13 protein-coding genes are annotated in these 17,556 nt (G+C 68.0%); 11 read left to right on the plus strand and 2 right to left on the minus strand.

The annotated features are described in order from the left end of the window. The first annotated feature begins 235 nt into the window (after positions 1-235). Both dtd and rpoD read left to right on the plus strand, forming a co-directional pair. Entirely contained in the window at positions 236-676 is a 441-nt protein-coding gene (gene dtd / locus D183_RS0122210) for a D-aminoacyl-tRNA deacylase (RefSeq protein ID WP_017910937.1), read from the plus strand. Between the two features lie 114 nt (positions 677-790). Further along, positions 791-2,653 carry an RNA polymerase sigma factor RpoD gene (gene rpoD, locus D183_RS0122215; protein WP_010340704.1) on the plus strand — a complete coding sequence of 621 codons (1,863 nt, stop codon included), beginning with the start codon at positions 791-793 and terminating at the stop codon, positions 2,651-2,653. Between the two features lie 266 nt (positions 2,654-2,919). On the opposite strand, the gene D183_RS26045 is transcribed toward rpoD, so the two are convergent. Then, positions 2,920-5,736: a serine/threonine-protein kinase gene (locus D183_RS26045; RefSeq protein WP_017910938.1), complete on the minus strand. Its 2,817-nt coding sequence runs from the start codon at positions 5,734-5,736 to the stop codon at positions 2,920-2,922. Beyond that, positions 5,729-6,337, minus strand: a complete 609-nt coding sequence (locus D183_RS25670; RefSeq protein ID WP_081613415.1) for an ECF-type sigma factor — start codon at positions 6,335-6,337, stop codon at positions 5,729-5,731. The genes D183_RS26045 and D183_RS25670 overlap by 8 nt, the downstream gene beginning before the upstream one ends. A gap of 303 nt (positions 6,338-6,640) precedes the next feature. Between D183_RS25670 and D183_RS26645 the strand changes: the two genes are divergently transcribed. From D183_RS26645 to D183_RS27650, 9 genes are all read left to right on the plus strand, one after another. Then, entirely contained in the window at positions 6,641-7,057 is a 417-nt protein-coding gene (locus D183_RS26645; RefSeq protein WP_157835243.1) for a transposase, read from the plus strand. A 70-nt stretch (positions 7,058-7,127) separates the two neighbouring features. Beyond that, complete coding sequence (locus D183_RS0122235; RefSeq protein WP_157835244.1) at positions 7,128-7,733, plus strand: hypothetical protein; 606 nt, start codon at positions 7,128-7,130, stop codon at positions 7,731-7,733. Positions 7,734-7,742: 9 nt separating this feature from the next. Beyond that, positions 7,743-9,428, plus strand: a complete 1,686-nt coding sequence (locus tag D183_RS27640) for a hypothetical protein (RefSeq protein ID WP_017910942.1) — start codon at positions 7,743-7,745, stop codon at positions 9,426-9,428. Beyond that, on the plus strand, positions 9,425-9,934 hold the full coding sequence (locus D183_RS27645) for a Rab family GTPase (protein WP_039729381.1): 510 nt from the start codon (positions 9,425-9,427) through the stop codon (positions 9,932-9,934). The genes D183_RS27640 and D183_RS27645 overlap by 4 nt, the downstream gene beginning before the upstream one ends. Next, complete coding sequence (locus tag D183_RS0122250) at positions 9,931-11,388, plus strand: sensor histidine kinase (RefSeq protein ID WP_157835245.1); 1,458 nt, start codon at positions 9,931-9,933, stop codon at positions 11,386-11,388. Before D183_RS27645 ends, D183_RS0122250 begins: the two co-directional genes overlap by 4 nt. Then, complete coding sequence (locus D183_RS25680; RefSeq protein ID WP_017910945.1) at positions 11,385-12,266, plus strand: LysR family transcriptional regulator; 882 nt, start codon at positions 11,385-11,387, stop codon at positions 12,264-12,266. Before D183_RS0122250 ends, D183_RS25680 begins: the two co-directional genes overlap by 4 nt. Positions 12,267-12,387: 121 nt before the next feature. After that, the gene (locus D183_RS0122260; RefSeq protein WP_148829392.1) at positions 12,388-12,588 is read left to right on the plus strand and encodes a hypothetical protein; all 201 of its coding nucleotides are present in this window, start codon (positions 12,388-12,390) and stop codon (positions 12,586-12,588) included. Positions 12,589-12,878: 290 nt separating this feature from the next. After that, positions 12,879-13,580: an aquaporin Z gene (gene aqpZ / locus D183_RS0122265; protein ID WP_017910947.1), complete on the plus strand. Its 702-nt coding sequence runs from the start codon at positions 12,879-12,881 to the stop codon at positions 13,578-13,580. Between the two features lie 657 nt (positions 13,581-14,237). Continuing rightward, positions 14,238-17,501, plus strand: a complete 3,264-nt coding sequence (locus D183_RS27650; protein WP_157835246.1) for a hypothetical protein — start codon at positions 14,238-14,240, stop codon at positions 17,499-17,501. The last annotated feature ends 55 nt before the right edge of the window (positions 17,502-17,556 follow it).

A 17,556-nucleotide genomic window follows, 5' to 3' on the forward strand; every position in this document is an offset into this window, starting at 1 on the left:
CAGGCGCGCCACGGCGGCGGCGCAGCGATACAGCAGGGAAGCGAGCGTGGCGGGTTTCATCGGCCCAGTTTATCCGCTCGGCGCATCTGGCCTGCCCGACGGGTGTCGCGGATCGCGCCGCCTGCGTGCGTTGTCGCTTTCTCAATCTCGCTCATTCGGCGATGATCCCGCACGATCGCAACCGTTCGTCCGCGGCGCGACCAATCCCCAATCCCCAATCCCCAATCCCGGCCCTATGCTCTCGTTGATCCAACGCGTCACCCAGGCCTCGGTGAGCGTCGATGGCCAGGTCGTGGGCCAGATCGGGCCCGGCCTGCTGGCACTGGTGGCGCTGGAGCCGGGCGACGACGAGGCCAGGATCCGGCGCATGGCCGAGCGCCTGCTCGGCTACCGGGTGTTCTCCGACGACAGCGGGCGCATGAACCGCTCGCTGCGCGACACCGGCGGCGGCCTGCTGCTGGTCAGCCAGTTCACCCTGGCCGCCGATACCGGCTCGGGCATGCGGCCCAGCTTCACCACCGCGGCACCGCCGGCCGAGGCTGAACGCGGCTTCAACCGATTGCTGGAGGTATGCCGGGCGCAGCACCCGCCGGGGGTGGAAACCGGCCGCTTCGGTGCCCATATGGTCGTCAGCCTGGTCAACGACGGCCCGGTCACTTTCCTGCTCCGGCCGTAGACGCCGGCGCGTTCCTGGCGGAGCCGTTCAGGCTCCTCGTCCGGCAAGCGGCGGTCCGGGCTGTTATAATGCTAGGTTCACTCATTCACCTACCTGCCGGTGGCGCGAGCACTCATGGCCAACGAACGTCCTGCCCAGCAATCCGACATCAAGCAACTGATCAGCAAGGGCCTGGAACAGGGCTATCTGACCTACGCGGAAGTCAACGACCATCTTCCCGACGATCTGGTCGACCCCGAACAGATCGAAGACATCATCGGCATGATCAACGGCATGGGCATCGATGTCCATGAAGTTGCGCCCGATGCCGAAACCCTGTTGCTAAACGACGGCAACACCGGCAACCGCGAAGTCGACGACACCGCGGCCGAAGAAGCCGCCGCGGCGCTGACCGCGCTCGACACCGAAGGTGGCCGTACCACCGACCCGGTGCGCATGTACATGCGCGAGATGGGCACAGTAGAACTGCTGACCCGTGAAGGCGAGATCGCCATCGCCAAGCGCATCGAGGAAGGCCTCGGCCAGGTGCAGGCCGCGCTGGGCGCGTTCCCGCTGGCGGTGGAGACCCTGCTCGAGGACTACGAACAGCACAAGGAAGGCAAGAAGCGCCTGGCCGAGATCGTGGTCGGCTTCAACGACCTGATCGAGGAAGAGCCGGCGCCGCCGGTCGCGGTGTCCGACGACGACAGCGCCACCGATGCCGATGCCGACGAGGATGACGACGAAGACGTCGACACCGCCGAAGAGGATGCCGGCCCGACCGGTCCGGACCCGGCCGAGGTCGCGCGGCGCATGGAAGTGCTGGCCACCGAGTACGCCAAGTTCAAGAAGGCCCACGCCAAGAACGGCGCCGAGCACAAGCTGGTCACCAAGCTGCGCAACGACATCGCCGAGGTGTTCGTCACCCTGAAGCTGCCGCTGCCGCTGACCGACGTGCTGGTGCGCAAGCTGCGCGACACCATGGCCCAGGTCAAGGACCACGAGCGCCGCGTGCTGCACCTGGCCACCCACGTGGCACGCATGCCGCGCAAGGACTTCATCCGTTCCTGGGAAGGCAACCAGACCAACGTGGCCTGGGTCGACGACGCGCTCAAGCGCAAGCAGAAGTGGTCGTCGGCGCTGCGCGACGTCAAGGACCAGATCATTGCCGAGCAGGAAGCCACCGTGGCGGTGGAGCAGGCCACCTACCTGAGCCTGGCCGAGCTGAAGGAAATCAGCCGCGCCATGGCCTACGGCGAAGCCAAGGCGCGCAAGGCCAAGAAGGAAATGGTCGAGGCCAACCTGCGCCTGGTGATCTCCATCGCCAAGAAGTACACCAACCGCGGCCTGCAGTTCCTCGACCTGATCCAGGAAGGCAACATCGGCCTGATGAAGGCGGTGGACAAGTTCGAGTACCGTCGCGGCTACAAGTTCTCGACCTACGCCACCTGGTGGATCCGCCAGGCGATCACCCGCTCGATCGCCGACCAGGCGCGCACCATCCGCATCCCGGTGCACATGATCGAGACGATCAACAAGTTGAACCGCATTTCCCGGCAGATGCTCCAGCAGTACGGCCGCGAGGCCACCCCGGAGGAGCTGGCCAAGGAAATGGACATGCCCGAGGACAAGATCCGCAAGGTGATGAAGATCGCCAAGGAGCCGATCTCGATGGAAACCCCGATCGGCGACGACGAGGATTCGCATCTGGGCGACTTCATCGAGGACACCAACGTGGAGTCCCCGATCGAGAACACCACCAACATCAACCTGTCCGAGACCGTGCGCGACGTGCTCGCCGGCCTGACCCCGCGGGAAGCCAAGGTGCTGCGCATGCGCTTCGGCATCGACATGAACACCGACCACACCCTCGAGGAAGTCGGCAAGCAGTTCGACGTGACCCGCGAGCGCATCCGCCAGATAGAGGCCAAGGCGCTGCGCAAGCTGCGTCACCCGAGCCGCTCCGAGCAACTGCGCAGCTTCCTCGACATCGACTGATCGCGCGCGGTTCGCGGTCACGACAGAGCCCCGCCATGTGCGGGGCTTTTTCGTTGTTTCGCGCGATTCGGTCGTGGCGGGGAAGGCGTGGTCGTCGTCGCCGGTAAGTGCCAGATCAGCAGATGTCCGAATACCGACGTCACTGGGCCTGTCATGATGCCACGCCGGCTCAGGTTGCCTGGTGGTCGGCTTGGTTCGATTCCCCTGAGCGCGATGCGCTGCGTCGACGTACAGGCGCAGGCGGTCTGCGCGGCCAGCCCTCGTCCTCAACGCGCTGCGGCGAGTTTCCGCTTCACCTCGAGCAGCGTGCTGCCCTGGGGGCCGTAGATGCGCGACCCCAGCGCCACGGCGCGTCGCCAGTAGGCCTGCGCCTGGCCTGGGCGGCCGTTGCGCTGTTCGATGTCGCCCAGGCCATCCAGCGCCCCAAAGGCGTTCATCGTGCGCATGTACGACGCCTTGTCCGGGTCGCCCAAGTCGTCGACCAGCGCCTGAAACACGCGCTTGGCATCGTCGTCGCGGTTCAACTGCACGTACAGCAGGCCCAGCGAGTACCGGGTTGCCGACAGATAGCTGTGCTGCCGGCCCAGATGGGCGACGATCTCCTGGTTGGCCAGCAGCAGTTGCTGCTCGGCCTCGTGCGGATGCTCGCTGACCACCAGACCGAACGCGTAGCTGAGGCGGATGCCTGGCATCGGCAGGCGCTGCCGCGTTCCCTCGGCGACGACGTCGCGGAACAATGCCAGCGCTTCGTCGTTGTAGTCCTTTCGCTTTTCCGGCGCGAACTGACCGAAGTAGATCAGTTCGGCGGCCAGATTGTTCTTGGACTTGAGGGTGAGTTCATGGTGCGGGCCGTTCGCCCGCAGATGGATGCGCAGGGCTTCGCGCGCCTGGCCGATGGCGCCGGCCACATCGCCGGTGCCGGTGCGTGCGTAGGAGGAAAACCGCAGCGCCTCGGCCATGTCGGGATGATCGTCGCCGACGCTGGCGTGGAAAATGGCGCGCGCTTCGTCGGTGTAGGCGAGCGCCTGCTTGAGGTCCGACTGGTAGATGAGCGACTCGGCGTAGGTCACCAGTGCCCGCGCGGTCTGCGGATGGTCTTCGCCGTACATGCGGCGCCGGCTGGCCAGCAATGCGGTGGCCAGCGCGTGAGCTTCGCTCGCTCGGTCCTGCAGACCGAGCGTGCGCACCAGGTAGCGCCGCGCGTCGTCGGCGACGGCCGGATCCAGCGGCTGGCTCATGCCGATCGCCTGTCGCAGGTCCTGCTCCGCAGCCGCCAACCGGCATTCCTGGGTGCGCCAATAGCCGCGCAGCGTGAGCAGTTCGGCGTGCGTCAGCGTGGTGTCGGCGCCGCCAGCCGGCAGTTGCGCCAGCGCCCGTTCGAGTAGCGCATTGGCCTGGTCCCGGTCGGCCTGGCCCCAGCGTGCGCGGGCACGCTCGGCGAGCAACGAGGCGCGCAGCCGCCGCCGCTCTGCGTCCTGCTCGGCAGTCGCGTCCACCTGCTGCAGGCCGCGCAATGCGGTGCGCTCGGCGCGCGGATAGTCGGCCTGCTGGTTCTGCAGACTCGACAGGATCGCCGCGATGCGCGCGTCGTCCGGCCGCAAGGCGATGGCTTCGGCGGCCAGGCTCGCCGCATGCGCGTCGTTGCCGATGACGTTGTAGCTGCGCGCCAGCGCGGCCAGGCCCAGGGCCCGGCTGGTGGCGGTGTGCGGAAACGCCGGATCGCGCAGGCGCCGTTCGGTGTCGGCGAGCAGGCGTTGCGGGGTCAGCGGCGTATCGCCCAATCCGGAGAGCGCGGTGCTGCCAAGGGTGCGCTCGAACAGGCGGTCCAGTGCGGCGACCGAACGGACCTCCTGCCGTGCCCGCTGCAATTGCAGCGTCGCGACGGCACCGCCGATCAGCAGCGCCGCAGCGGCGATGCCGCCCAGGGTCGCGGCCAGCGCGTTCCTGCGCAGGAACAGTCGGATGCGGTGCGCGCGGCTGGCGGGTGCGGCGGTCACCGGGCGATGCGCCAGCCAGCGTTGCAGGTCCGCTTGCAGCGCTTCGACGCTGGCGTAGCGTTGCTCTGGCAGGATCGCCACGCAGCGCAGTGCGATCCGATCCATGTCGTTCCCGATCGCCGCAGCGAGCGCACGTGGATGGCGCAGCCCGCGCGCCTGCGCGACCGCTGCGTCCGCACTGGCGGCCAGCGCACTGGGGTTGCGCGGCGCCGCGGGCGTCGGCAGGGAAGGAGTGCCGAGTGCGTGCAACGGTGCCGGGCCGGCGCCGCACAGCAGGCGGTACAGCACGACGCCCAACGCATAGATATCCAACGTGCGCGCCGGACGCGCTTCGCGCAAGGCTTCCGGTGCGGTGTAACCGTGACTGATGGCGATCGGCCTGCGCTCGGTCTGCAGGGTCCGTGCCAGCCCGAAATCCAACAGGCGTGGGCGGCCTTCGGCATCGACCAACAGGTTCGACGGTTTGATGTCCTGATGCAGAACGCCGAGGCGATGCGCATAGGCGACCGCCTCGCACGCCTGCAGCAACAGTTGCACCCGCGCGCGCGGCGACAGCCGTCGCGCGTCGCACCACTGGTCGATCGGTTGTCCGTCGACTTTCTGCATGGCGAACCAAGGATGGCCGTCGGCATCCACTCCGCCGTCGAGCAAGGCGGCGATACCGGGATGGTCCAGCCGCGCCAGCGTGTTGCGTTCGGTGCGGAAGGCCTCGACCAATGCTGGCGATGCGACGGCCATGCGCAGGCATTTCAACGCCACGGTATGTTCGTACTGGCCGTCGCTGCGTTTGGCCTCGTAGACGGTGCCCATGCCGCCTTCGCCGAGCACCCGTTCGATCTTCCACGGGCCGAGTTGGCGGTGCAGGCGTCGATCGGGCTCGGCGTCGGCCGCGTCGCCGGCGAGCGCCGATGGTGCCGGCCGGTCGAGCGGCGAACTGCGCGCATCGGCCTTCAGCAATGCGTCGAGCAAAGGAAACAGATCCGGCTGTTCGGTCCGCAGACGGGCCAGTGCCTCGGTGCGCTGCGACGCCGGCAACGCGACGAGGCTGTCGAACAGGGCGAGCGACCGGGCCTGCAGATCATGCATGGCGGGACACCTCCGTTGTCGCCTGGACGTTCAAGTGGTGGGACAGGTAGGCGCGCGCCTTGCGCCAGTCGCGCCGTACCGTTCGCTCGTTGATCTGCAACAGGTCGGCGATCTCGGCTTCGTTGAGCCCGCCGAAGTAACGCAGTTCCACCACCTTGACCAGCCGCGGATCGAGCGCGGCCAGTGCTTCCAGGGCCTGATTCAGCGCGAGCATGTAGTCCGGCGCATGCGCCGTCTCGGCGGCGTCGTGTTGCGCGTCCAGCGGTACCAGGACCAGGCCCTGCCCACGTTTGTCGGTCAACATGCGCCGAGCCTCGTCCACCAGGACGAAGCGCATGGCGCGGGCCAGCAATGCCAGCAGATGCGACCGGGTCGCTGCGGCCACCTCGGCGTTGACCAAGCGTAGCCAGGTTTCGCTGATCAGCGAAGTCGGCGACATGGCGAGGTCGCGTTGCCGCCGCGCCTGCGATCGGGCGATGCGGTGCAGGTCTTGGTAGAGCAGGGCATAGATCCGGTCCCAGGCGTGGGCCTGGCCGGCCTGGGCGCTTTCCAGCAACTGCGTGATCGCGTCGTCGTGGGGGGGCAGGTGAGATGTGGGCATGGATCCCCCTAGACGGCATCACGCTTCGTGAATGTGTTCATAAGATGCGCTGTCCTCATTCTGACATCAAGCACGAATTCCTTGTAAGCAACCCCGCCACCCACAGTGCGGGGCGTAGACCTGGGTGTCGGAGAGTCGGACGACGGGAGAGGCGGTCTTGGACGTAACGCGGCGAAATCGGTGGGTGCGGCTCGGTCGATGCGCTTGCAGCGGCGGTCGCTCGCGCCAGACGAGTGCGCCCGCTCGCGGCCGCAAGCGGGTGCCGGGTCCATGAGCGGGGCAGCGCAGACAGCGACTTCCGGCGTGTCGGATCTGCCGGTGCAGTGGGCATGCACGCGTCGTCTGACCGAGGACGATTGGGAGCGGATCGCGGCCGTGCTGCCTGGGCGGCTTCGCGCCCGTGCCCGTCATGCCGGTGATACGCGGCGCTTCATCGAGTCCGTGTTGTGGGTCGCGGACACGGGTTTGCATTGGAACCGCATGCCGCCGGATGCGTTCGGACGGTGGCACGGCGCATACGTACGCTTCGTGCGTTGGGCGCAGGAGGGTGTGTGGCGGCAGGTCGAGGATGCGCTGCAGGAGCAGGCGCTGCGCGGCGCGCTGGCCGCCTTGGTCGCTGCCTACCTGGACCGGCGGCAGCGTCGCGATCTGTTGCTGCGTCTGGAAGGCGCGGCAGCGCGAGCGCCAGCCGAGCGTTCTGCATGCAGCGGCCCGGCCTGAGCGCTGCTCCAGGTTTGCCTTGCTTCGTTCGCGCTGTCGACAGCCGGCATCGCCTTACCGAGAGACGTACATGACGCCCGCCCCAACCGACTCCGATGCTCCCGGCCAGAGCATCCCTGCTTCACCGGCCGAACGCACGGATCCTTCTCCGTCGGCGCCGGGCGATCCGCGCATGGAACAATTGCGCGAACTGATGTTAGGCGGCGTGGTACGAGACTTCGACGCGCGGCTGGAGCAACTGCGCCAGCATCTGCAGCAGGAACTGACCGCACTCGCGCAGCGCGGCGAACGGCAACTGCTGGAACTGGAAACGCGCTTGCTCGCGCAGAACGAGCGCATGCAGGCGCAACTGCACCAAGAGGTCGACAACCGCGCCAATGCGATCGACGACATGCAGGTGCGCTGGCAACAGGCAGCGCGGGCCAGGCGCGCGGAGATCACCGCGGCGTTGCAGCGGCACGAGCGCGATGCAGACGCCGCCGAGGCGAGGCACCGTGCTGGGCTGGCCGATCTGCGCCAGATCCAGCACGAGGCGATCGCCGGAGTGCGCGAGGCGCTTGCCGAGACGCGCACGGTCCTGGACGCGCAGAAGCTGGCCAGGCACGACCTCGCCGATCTGCTCGCCGAGGTCGCGCTGCGTCTGCGCGATCCGGGAGCGGCGCTCGGCGAACGCTGAGCGTGGAAAATGCACGGCGACTATCAGCGTCTTCGCGAACTGTTGCTGCAACCGGAATGGGAGCGGCTGCGACGCATGGAAGCGCGGCTGGCGCAATTCGCCGATGTGCTCGCCGAGGAAGTGGAGCGCGACGCCGCCGTGCCGACCGCGCCATCGCGGCTGCGCGAGGCGCTGTCGGCGCTGAGCGGCGAAGCGCTCGAAGCGGCGGTGCGGCATCGGCCACACACGGTAGTGGAAGCGCTGTATCCGCTGATCGGCGCAACGATCCGCCGCGCGCTGAGCGAAGCCATGCGCCAGATCGGCGAGGACCTGGACCGGGCGTTGGGCGGCCCGCTCAGTCCGCGCTCGCTGTGGTGGCGTTGGCTGGCCTGGCGCGGCGGCGTGCCGTATGCGCAGATCGCGCTGCGGCACAGTGCGCGCTACCGTGTCGAGCACTTATTCCTGATCCAGCGCGACAACGGTCTGTTGCTCGGCTACCTTGGTGCGGAAGGAGCGCAAGCGCTGGACACCGACGCGGTGGCGGGCATGTTCAGTGCGATCCACCAGTTCGTGCGCGATGCGGTCGCGGGCGAGGCCGATGGACTCGGCTCGGCCACGGTCGGCGACTATCGCCTGGCGGTCAGCGAGTCTCCCTGCTGCTGGCTGGTGGCTTTCGTGCGTGGGCTACCACCGAGCGGATTCGCGCAACGCCTGGATGCGATCTGTGAAGCGCTGCATCGGCGTCATGGCGCGTCGCTCGCCGATACGGCGCAGGGCGGGCAGGCGGGGGCCGGGTATCTGCAGCAGGTGTCGCTGGATGCCCTCAATCCCGGTGTGCCGACCTGGCAGTCGCCGCGCGCGCAGCGTCACCGCCGCTATGCCTATGCGGCGGTGGCTTTGGTGGCAATGGTCGTGGCGGCACACGCCGGCCTGACTGCGCGCTGGTCGGCGCAGGCGCGGCAGGTGCATGGCGAACTGTCGCGTTGGCCGGGACTATCGCTCTCCGACTGGGATGCGTCGCAGCGCGGGCGGTTGCGGATTGCCGGGTTGCTGGATCCGCTTGCGGACGATCCTGCGGCCTGGCTGGCGCGCGCTCACCCGCAGGTCGCGGCGACATGGCGCTTGCAGCCGTTCATGTCGTTGCAGCCATTGCCGTTGCGCCGCCGCGTGGCGCAGAGCCTGAATCTGCCGCTGGCGATCGTGCAGGCGCCCGATGCCGATGGCACGCTGCGGCTGGTCGGCGAGGTCGGATTCGCCCAGTGGCAATGGCTGCGGACGCAACCGTCTCCGCTGCCCGGACTGCGGCTGCAGACTACGCAGCTGACCTATCCGGGGCATGCGCGCATCGCCGCGCTCGTCGCGCAGATCCAGGCCATCCAGATCGTCTTCGAGCCGGGAACGGCGCAGCCGCGCGACGATATGTCGGCGGCGTTGACATCGATGATCGAGCGCGTGCAGGCACTGCAGGATGCGGGCGCGGCGCACGCCATCGGCTTCCGCTTGGTTGCACGCGGCTTCACCGACGACCCGGGCAGCTATGCGCAGAACCGCGACCTGCGCCGACGCCGCGCCGAATGGCTGGCCACGCAACTGATGCGCGAACTGCGGCCACCGAACACGATCGTTCTGGACGAAGACGCGCTCGCCACGCTGCCTCACCGCAGCGACAGCCGCGCCACCTCCCTCATCGTCACTCTCTTTGCGGTATCGCCATGATCTCCCTATCCCGAAAGATCGCGTTGCTGGGCAATTTCGCCGTCGGCAAGACCAGCTTGGTGGCGCGTGCCGTCCGCAATACGTTCTCGGAGCACTACCTGACCACCGTCGGGGTCAAGGTCGACAGCAAGGCCGTCGCACTCTCGCCATCGCAGGAGTTGCGCATGGTGTTGTGGGACATCGCCGGTGCGAGCCTGATCGATCAACTGCGCGGCCACTACCTGATCGGCAGCCATGGCCTGTTGCTGGTGGCGGACGGAACGCGCGCGCATACCCTCGATACGGTGCTGGAACTGCGCGAGCAGGCCGAGAGGATCGTAGGCCGTTCGCTGCCGGCGGTGTTGGTGCTCAACAAGTGCGATATGGCCGACCAATGGGACGTCACACCGGCGCACGTGCGCAAGTTGGCCGAGCAGTTGCCGACCTTCAGCGCCAGCGCACGGGTCGGCCACGGCGTGGAGGAGGCCTTCGCGGCGCTCGCGGCGCAACTCGAGCGTTCGCCATGAAGCGACGACGTCGGGCCGCTGCGGTGGCTGCGCAGCAGCCGGTGGTGGTGAGCTTCGATGCCAGCGGTGCGGTGGAGGATATCGTCGGCGATCTGGCCCAGTTGCTTGGCGACGCGGAGCCGCAGTCGGCGACCATCCAGCGCTTGCGCGACCTGTTGGTGGGCTGTGCTGTCCTGCCGGTCACGTTGTCCGGGGTGGAGCTGAGTCAGGACCGCTATGTCGACGTGCACATCGTCGAGGAAGGCGATGCGTTGCGGCACATGGTGCTGCTTGGCAACAGCGACGGCATGCTGGCCTTGCGCGACTACCAGCAGCTCGGCAACGAAGCGGCGCTATCGCAGGAGCGGCAATTGCGGGCGCTGGGGCGGCCACCGCCGCGCGATGTGCGCAGCCAACTCACCCTTGAGCCGTTCCGCCGTACCGGCAACCTGTTCGCAGGCATCGCCTACGCCATGCGTGCGCCGCTGGCGGTGCTGTCGGCGCACGCCAAGGCGTTGGCGCGGCAACTCGCTGAGGAACCGGCGGCCTCGGCCTCGGTCGCTGCCATCCAGCAGGCGGCGGTACAACTGGATGCGCTATCGCGCAACGCGTTGGTGGGGTTGGGGCGACTGTCCGCCGACAGCGACGGACGCGGCGCGGTGCAGTTGCCGCAACTGGCGGCGTGGCTGCAGGACACCTTTGCCTTGCAGGCGCGCGAGGCGGGCGTGCAACTGCAGTTGCGGGTCAGCCGCGGGTCGGAGGCCGTGCTGGTCGATCCGCTGGCGGTGCGCCAGATCCTGACCAATCTGCTGGTGCACGCCCTGGATGGCCTGCGCGGCGTGCGGCTGACGCTGGATCTCAAGGCCGGCGCGCGCTACCTGGAGATGGAACTGGCTTGCGAGCCGGACGGCTTCGCCGCTGAGCGCTTCGGCCCCCTGGTCACCACGCACGATCTGTTGCTGCATCACGCTGAAGGCAGCCTCGGGCTTGCGGTGAGCCAGACGCTGTTGCGGCAGTTGCGTGCACAGGTCGAGCTGGTCCGGCGCCAGGATGGGGGCTGCGATCTGTGGTGCCGCGTGCCGGTGCGTGGCGACCGGGCGGCAAACGCGCCGAACCCACCTGGCATGCCAGGCGATGTTTTGCTCGCGCTGCCAAAAGGCACGTTGGCCGAGCGCATCGAGGCGATCCTGGTCGAACGTGGCAGGCGCACCATCGATCCGCAGCGGCGTGGCGCCGGAGACGGGCCATTGGCGCTGGCGATCACTGCGCAAGGCAACGATGGCGCATCGGTAATGGCCTTGCGCGAACGCCTTGGCATCGCCGCAGACACCGTGCTGCTGCTGATCGGGGATGCGGCCTGGGGCGATCAGGACAGCGGGTTCTGCGTGCAGCTCGGCGCCGACGCGGGCGACGCCACGCTGGCAGCGGTACTGGACGATCTGCTCGCCGCCGAGATGCTGGATCCCCGCGCATGATCGAGATCGCCGATCTGCGGGCGCTGGTGGCGGTGGTGGAAACAGCCAGCTTCACCGACGCCGCGCGGCGTCTGCAGACCGCCAAGTCGGTGGTGAGCCGGCGCATCAGCGACATGGAGCGCGAGCTTGGTGCGCCGCTGCTGGACCGCAGTGCGCGCAGCGTGCGCGCCACCGACGTCGGTGCGGTGTACTACGCCAAATGCGTTCGCCTGCTCGAGTCGTTCAATGCGGCCAACGATTTCGTCGCCAGCACGCAAGGACAGATCCGGGGCCGGCTGCGCCTTGCGGTGCCGCGCACGTTCGACGAGCGCCGGATCGGCGAGGTGCTGAGCCGCTTTGCCGTGGACTATCCCGATGTGCTGTTGCACGTGGAGTACGAGCAACCCACGGTCAGTGAGGCGCATTTCGATGTGGCCCTGCGTCTGGGCGATCTGGAGGATTCGAGTTTGGTCGCGCGGCAGATCGCGCAGGTCGGCTATGCGCTGTACGCAAGTCCGGATTACCTGCAGCGGCATGGCGCACCCGCCCAGCCGCGGGAACTGGAGGCGCACGCGGCGCTGGTGGAAAGCGGCGATGCACGTGCCTGGCGCTATTGCGAAGGCGGCAAGTGGCATGCCTGCCGTGTCCGTGAGCGTCTGCGCAGCGATTCGCTGCAGCACCTGCTGGCGGCTGCCGAGTCCGGCCTCGGCATCGTCGCGGCGCCGCGCTTCCTCGTCGCCGAGGCGGTGGCCGCGCAACGGCTGCTGCCGGTCCTGGAAGGCGTGGCGCTACCGATGCTGGCGTTGTCCGTCGTGTATCCGGGCAACCGTAGGAACTCGCAGAAGATTCAGCGCTTCGTTGCTTTTCTGATGGAGCAGGCGTCGCATTTGTACGCCTGAGCGGTTGTGGGGGCGCGAACCGAAGGTTGTCGCAACGCCTCTCGCGGTCTGTCGCATCGGCATGGATGCTGGTCTCATTCCGTCCGCTTTCGCCGCGGACAGACGGCGCAAGGAGGACACGATGCAATCGACGGGCGAACGCCAGGATCCGATCCCGCAAACGATCCGGACCGAGCATGTGCTTGCCACGTCCCATGGCAGGATCACCCTGGTGGTCGAAAGCCACGGTGCGGCGATGGCAAAGGCGCTGGCGGTGCTGTGCGGCGCGGCCATCGAGCAAGCCCTGCGTGCGTACTTCCCCGAGGGGCAATACGACGACTGAGCGCACGCGTATCGCGTGGCGATGTGCGCGCCGCGGCAACCATTGGTTGCGCGTTTCGCCGTTTGCGCGCGTCCGCGCAGCGGCGACGCTGTGTCCCGGGCGACTGCTGCCGGATCGCGCTGGAAGCGCCGTTCGGCAGCAGCACGGATCTGCAGGATGCACCCCCGGCCGTCGCCGTCGAAGGAGCGCCGGCGAAGGCTTCGCCACGGAACTCGTATGCGCCGCGGCCTTGCTGTGCGATCACGCATTGCGCGCGGATATGACTCGATCCGACCATCTAGGGAAGTGCGATGTTCAAGAATCTCCTCGCGGAAGCGGCCGGCACGTTCTGGCTGGTACTGGGTGGCTGCGGCGCGGCGCTGTTGGCTGGCGGCAGCATTGGCAATCTCGGCGTCGCCCTGGCGTTCGGGCTCAGCGTGCTGACCGGCCTGTATGCGCTCGGACATTTGTCCGGCGGCCATTTCAATCCGGCGGTGAGCCTGGGGCTGTGGGCCGGCGGCCGCTTTCCGCTGCGGCAGGTGCCAGGTTATGTCCTGGCGCAACTCGTCGGCGGCATCGGCGCTGCCGCTCTGCTGTATCTGGTCCACCACGGATCCGTGGCCGAGGCGTTCCAGGCGGCGACACCTGCCGCGTTCGCCAGCAACGGATATGGCGACCTGTCGCCGGACGGCTATGGCGCGGTGCCGGCGTTCCTGCTGGAAACCGTGCTGACCGCAGTATTCGTGGGTGTGATCATGGGCGCGACCCGGCGCGGCGCTGCGCCTGCGGCGGCGCCGGTGGCCATTGGGCTGTGCCTTGCGCTGATCCACCTGGTCAGCATCCCGGTGACCAATACCTCGGTGAACCCGGCACGTTCCACCGCGATGGCGCTGTTCGCCAGCGACGGCGCGATGCAGCAACTGTGGATGTTCTGGGTGGCGCCGTTACTGGGCGGCGCACTCGGTGGGGTGTTTGCGCGCTGGTTGCTGCGGCCGCGGCGTCACCGCGGGTAGCGATATCGCCACTGGCGACGCGCAGCGCCGCCCGGGCCTTCGACGTGTTCCGCAGCGGGGGCGTGCGCCTGGCGAGGCGCTGTTTCGACTGGTCATTGGCTACGTTGCGTCGGCGCGGCAGATCGCCACACCTGCGCGACGGCCAGGGCTTGCCAGGGAATCGATGACGGCCCCAGGCGCATCGGTCTTTTCCGCCAGCCAGGCGGGTCCGGCGCTTCCCGGTTGCCATGTACGGACGCGGAACGCTGCAGCACTGTATCGGCGGATGTCGTGTTGCGCGATCGAGAACATGAAGTTGTGTCATCGCGTACATCGCCGCGCCTGGTACGCGAAAGAATCGCTGCACGCCAGACCTCGCCTTCTTGCGCGCCGGCATGGCGGTGGCACGTGGGCGAATGCCGGTCCAGCGGCGCCGATTCGCTTGGGCGGGCCGAGGGGTGAGCGGATTTCTCATTAAGTGCAGCCAACTGCCACCGATCCGTGGCGGGTGGCGACCTGCCAGGCAGCGACGACATGACTATGGCGACAGCTTCTTTCCGCAAGCGCAGATGCTCTTCCGTATTGGCGCTCGCCATCGCGTCGGCGCTCGGCCTGGGTTCGGCCGGCGCAGCGACGCAGGCGCTCGAACTGCGGTCGCCACCGCGCCCACCGTTCGACATGCGCGCTGCGGGCGTCGACCGTATCGCCGTGGAGGTGGAGCGCGATGGCTTGCCGGCCGATGGGCAGACACCGGCGAAGTTGAGGATCCGTCTGTTCGACCGGCAAGGTCGGCCGTTGCAGGCCGATACCATGGTCACCGTCGAGGCGTCCGCCGGACGCCTGCAGGCGCCCGGTGCCGACAGCGACGAGGCCGGCCTGGCCCCGCGCGACGCCGACCGGGTGATGCCCGGCATGCAGGTCGTCGTGCACGATGGACAGGCGGAGGTGTGGTTGCTGGCGCCGGTGCAGGCGCAGTCGGTGGATGTGCAGGTCAGCGCCGGTGCGGCAGTGGCCAAGGGCCGCATCGCGTTCCTGCCGGAGCTGCGCGACATGCTGGCGGTCGGCGTCGTCGACGGCATCGTCGATTTCGATCACAAGAACCCGTTCTCCCTGCAGCAGGCGCGCCCGGACGATGGCTTCGAAGCGCGCATCGACAGTTGGTCGCGCAGCAGCGGCGATGGAAAACGCAACGTCGCCTTGCGCAGCGCGTTCTTCCTCAAGGGCCAGGTCGCGACCGACACCTTGTTGACCATGGCCTACGACAGCGACAAGCCGGGCAACGCACGCTTGTTTCGCGATCTGGATCCGGAGCGCTGGTTTCCGGTCAACGGCGATGCGTCGATGGTCGGCTTCGAAGCGCGCAGCAACAGCCGCCTGTATCTGCGCCTGGACCGACAGCGCAACTACCTGATGTATGGCGATATCGCCACCGGCGACGGCTTCAGCCAGCGCGCGGGACAGGGCGAGGTCGCCAGCGGTCAGGTTCGCGACCTGGGCCAATACACCCGCACCTTGACCGGCGTGCGCGGTCATCTGGAAGGCGCGCGCGGCACGCTCGACGCGTTCGCTGCCGACGATCATCTGCGCCAGGTGGTCGAGGAGTTCCCGGGCCGCGGCCTGTCCGGCCCCTACACCGTCAGCAACAGCACGCATGCGGTGCTGGGCAGCGAACAAGTGCAGATCGTGGTGCGCGATCGCGATGCGCCGTCGCGAATCCTGCAGACCACGCCGATGGTGCGCTTCAGCGACTACACGTTCGAGCCGTTCAGCGGCCGCATCCTGTTCACCAGGCCGGTGCCGTCCGTGGACGAATCGCTGAACCCGGTATCGGTGCGCATCACCTACGAAGTCGACCAGGGGGGCGAAAATTACTGGGTGTACGGCCTCAACGGCCAGTACAAGGTACTGCCGGCGTTGGAACTGGGCGGCAGCTACGTCAAGGATCAGAACCCGCTGGCGCCGTTCGAACTGGCCAGCGTCAACGGCACCTTGCAGCTTGGCGAGCAGACTTGGTTGCGTGGCGAGTACGCGCGTACGGAAAGTGCGCTGAACTCGGCAAACGGAACCATCTATACCATCGATCCGTCTGCCGCGTCGGGCAGGACCGTCGCTGGTGACGCCTGGCGCGCCGAGTTCGGCCATCGCGACCGCCGCAGCTCCCTGCTGGCCTGGTACGGACAGAGCGATGCGAATTTCAACAATCCCGCTTCGTCGTACCTGGGGGGACGTCGCCAGGCGGGTCTCGATGCGAAGCTGGCGTTGGGCGGGGATCTGAGTGGCGATGCCCAAAGCCCCTGGGAGCTGTATGCGAAAGGGACGTGGATCGCCGACCAGCTCAGCGCGGCCGAGCGCAGCCAGGCGCAGGCGGGCGTGCGTTATGCGCCAGACGATGCCTTCAGCGTGGAGATCGGCGCCAATCACGTCGACGAGCATGCCGGCAACGGCGGCCTCGGCAATGGGTTGAGCCTGCCAGGCAATCTGGGCGCACCCTATGGCGTCGGCCTGGTGACGCCGGGCATCGGCGGTGGGATCGGCGGAGGCTTCGCTGGCGGCATGGCCAATGCGCTCGATCCCGGCAGCGGGCAGACGCTGTACAACACGGGTGCGGGTTGGAGCGGCAACTACGGCAGTTGGGTCGGCAACGGCCTGGCCGGCGTGCCGGTGGAATACACCGCGCTGCGCCTGGCCACGCGCTGGCGGCCGCTGCCCAGGCTCGACCTCAGCGGCGAAGTGGAGCAGGACGTGGCGCATCGCGACCATCGGCGCGCGGCGTTCGGCGTCGGCTACCAGGTGCATGCGCAGACCCGTCTGTATACGCGCTACGAATGGAATACCGGTTTGAGCACGGTCGCCACCAGCGCGAGCGTGGTCGATCCGGCGACCGGACAGCGCCGGCCCAGTCCCTACGACAGCAACGCCTTCGTGTTCGGCCTGGACACGCAGTACATGGAGGGCGGCACCGTCTTCAACGAATACCGCATGTACGACAGCTTCGGCGCGCGTCAGGCGCAGTGGGCCAGCGGCGTGCGCAACCTGTGGCATCTGGGGCCGACGCTGACCCTGCAGACCGGCGTCGAGCGGCTGGAGGCGCTGGAAGGCCAGACGCAGCGCGCCACCTCGGCCACGGTGGCAGTGGAATGGCGTCCGGACGAACTGTGGCTGCTCAACCAGCGCCTGGAATGGCGTCGGACCGGCGCGATGCCCACCCGCAGCGATACCGCGCTGCCCAGTCAGGGCTGGCTCGGCGGCGGCTACGACAGCTGGCTGTCGACCTCGACGGCGGCGCGCAAGCTCAGTCGCGATTGGACCGTGCTGGCGCGCAACTACTACCTGCGCAACGACTACGACGATACCCGCCAGGACAGCTACGAGGATCGCTTCCAGTTCGGCCTTGCGTATCGCGACACCGATCGCAACCGCTTCAACCTGCTGGGCAAGTACGAGTACTGGACGCGCCGCGATGCGGATCTGTCGCAGTGGCTCGCGCAGGACCAGTTGCTCGCGCCAAGCGGCGGCTACGACAAGCATGTGGTCGCGGTGGTCGCCGACTGGCATCCGAACCGGGTGTGGTGGTGGACCGCACGCGTCGCCGGCAAGCGCCAGAGCGATCGCATCGACGGGCGCCGCGACCGCTACACCGCGTATCTGCTCGGCGGGCGCGGCACCTATGGCCTGAGCGAGCGCTGGGACGTGAGCGCGATGGCCTATCGCATGTGGAGTCCCGGAGGCGCCGCGCAATCGGCGCAGGGCCTGGAAGTCGGCTATCTGCTCACCGCCAATCTGTGGCTGTCGGCCGGCTGGAACTGGCGCGGTTTCCGCGACGACGACATGGTCGGCGCCGAGTACACCAACCAGGGTGGGTTCCTGCGCCTGCGCTTCAAGTTCGACGAAGACCTGTTCCGCGGCAAGGACCCGGCGGTCAATCCGGCGTTGCCGCGATGACCGTGTCCTTCCGCTGCGTCCACTACTGCCTCCGCCGCAACGACTCGGGGACTGC

It is taken from the genome of Xanthomonas sp. SHU 199 (assembly GCF_000364665.1).
Lineage (GTDB): Bacteria > Pseudomonadota > Gammaproteobacteria > Xanthomonadales > Xanthomonadaceae > Xanthomonas_A > Xanthomonas_A sontii.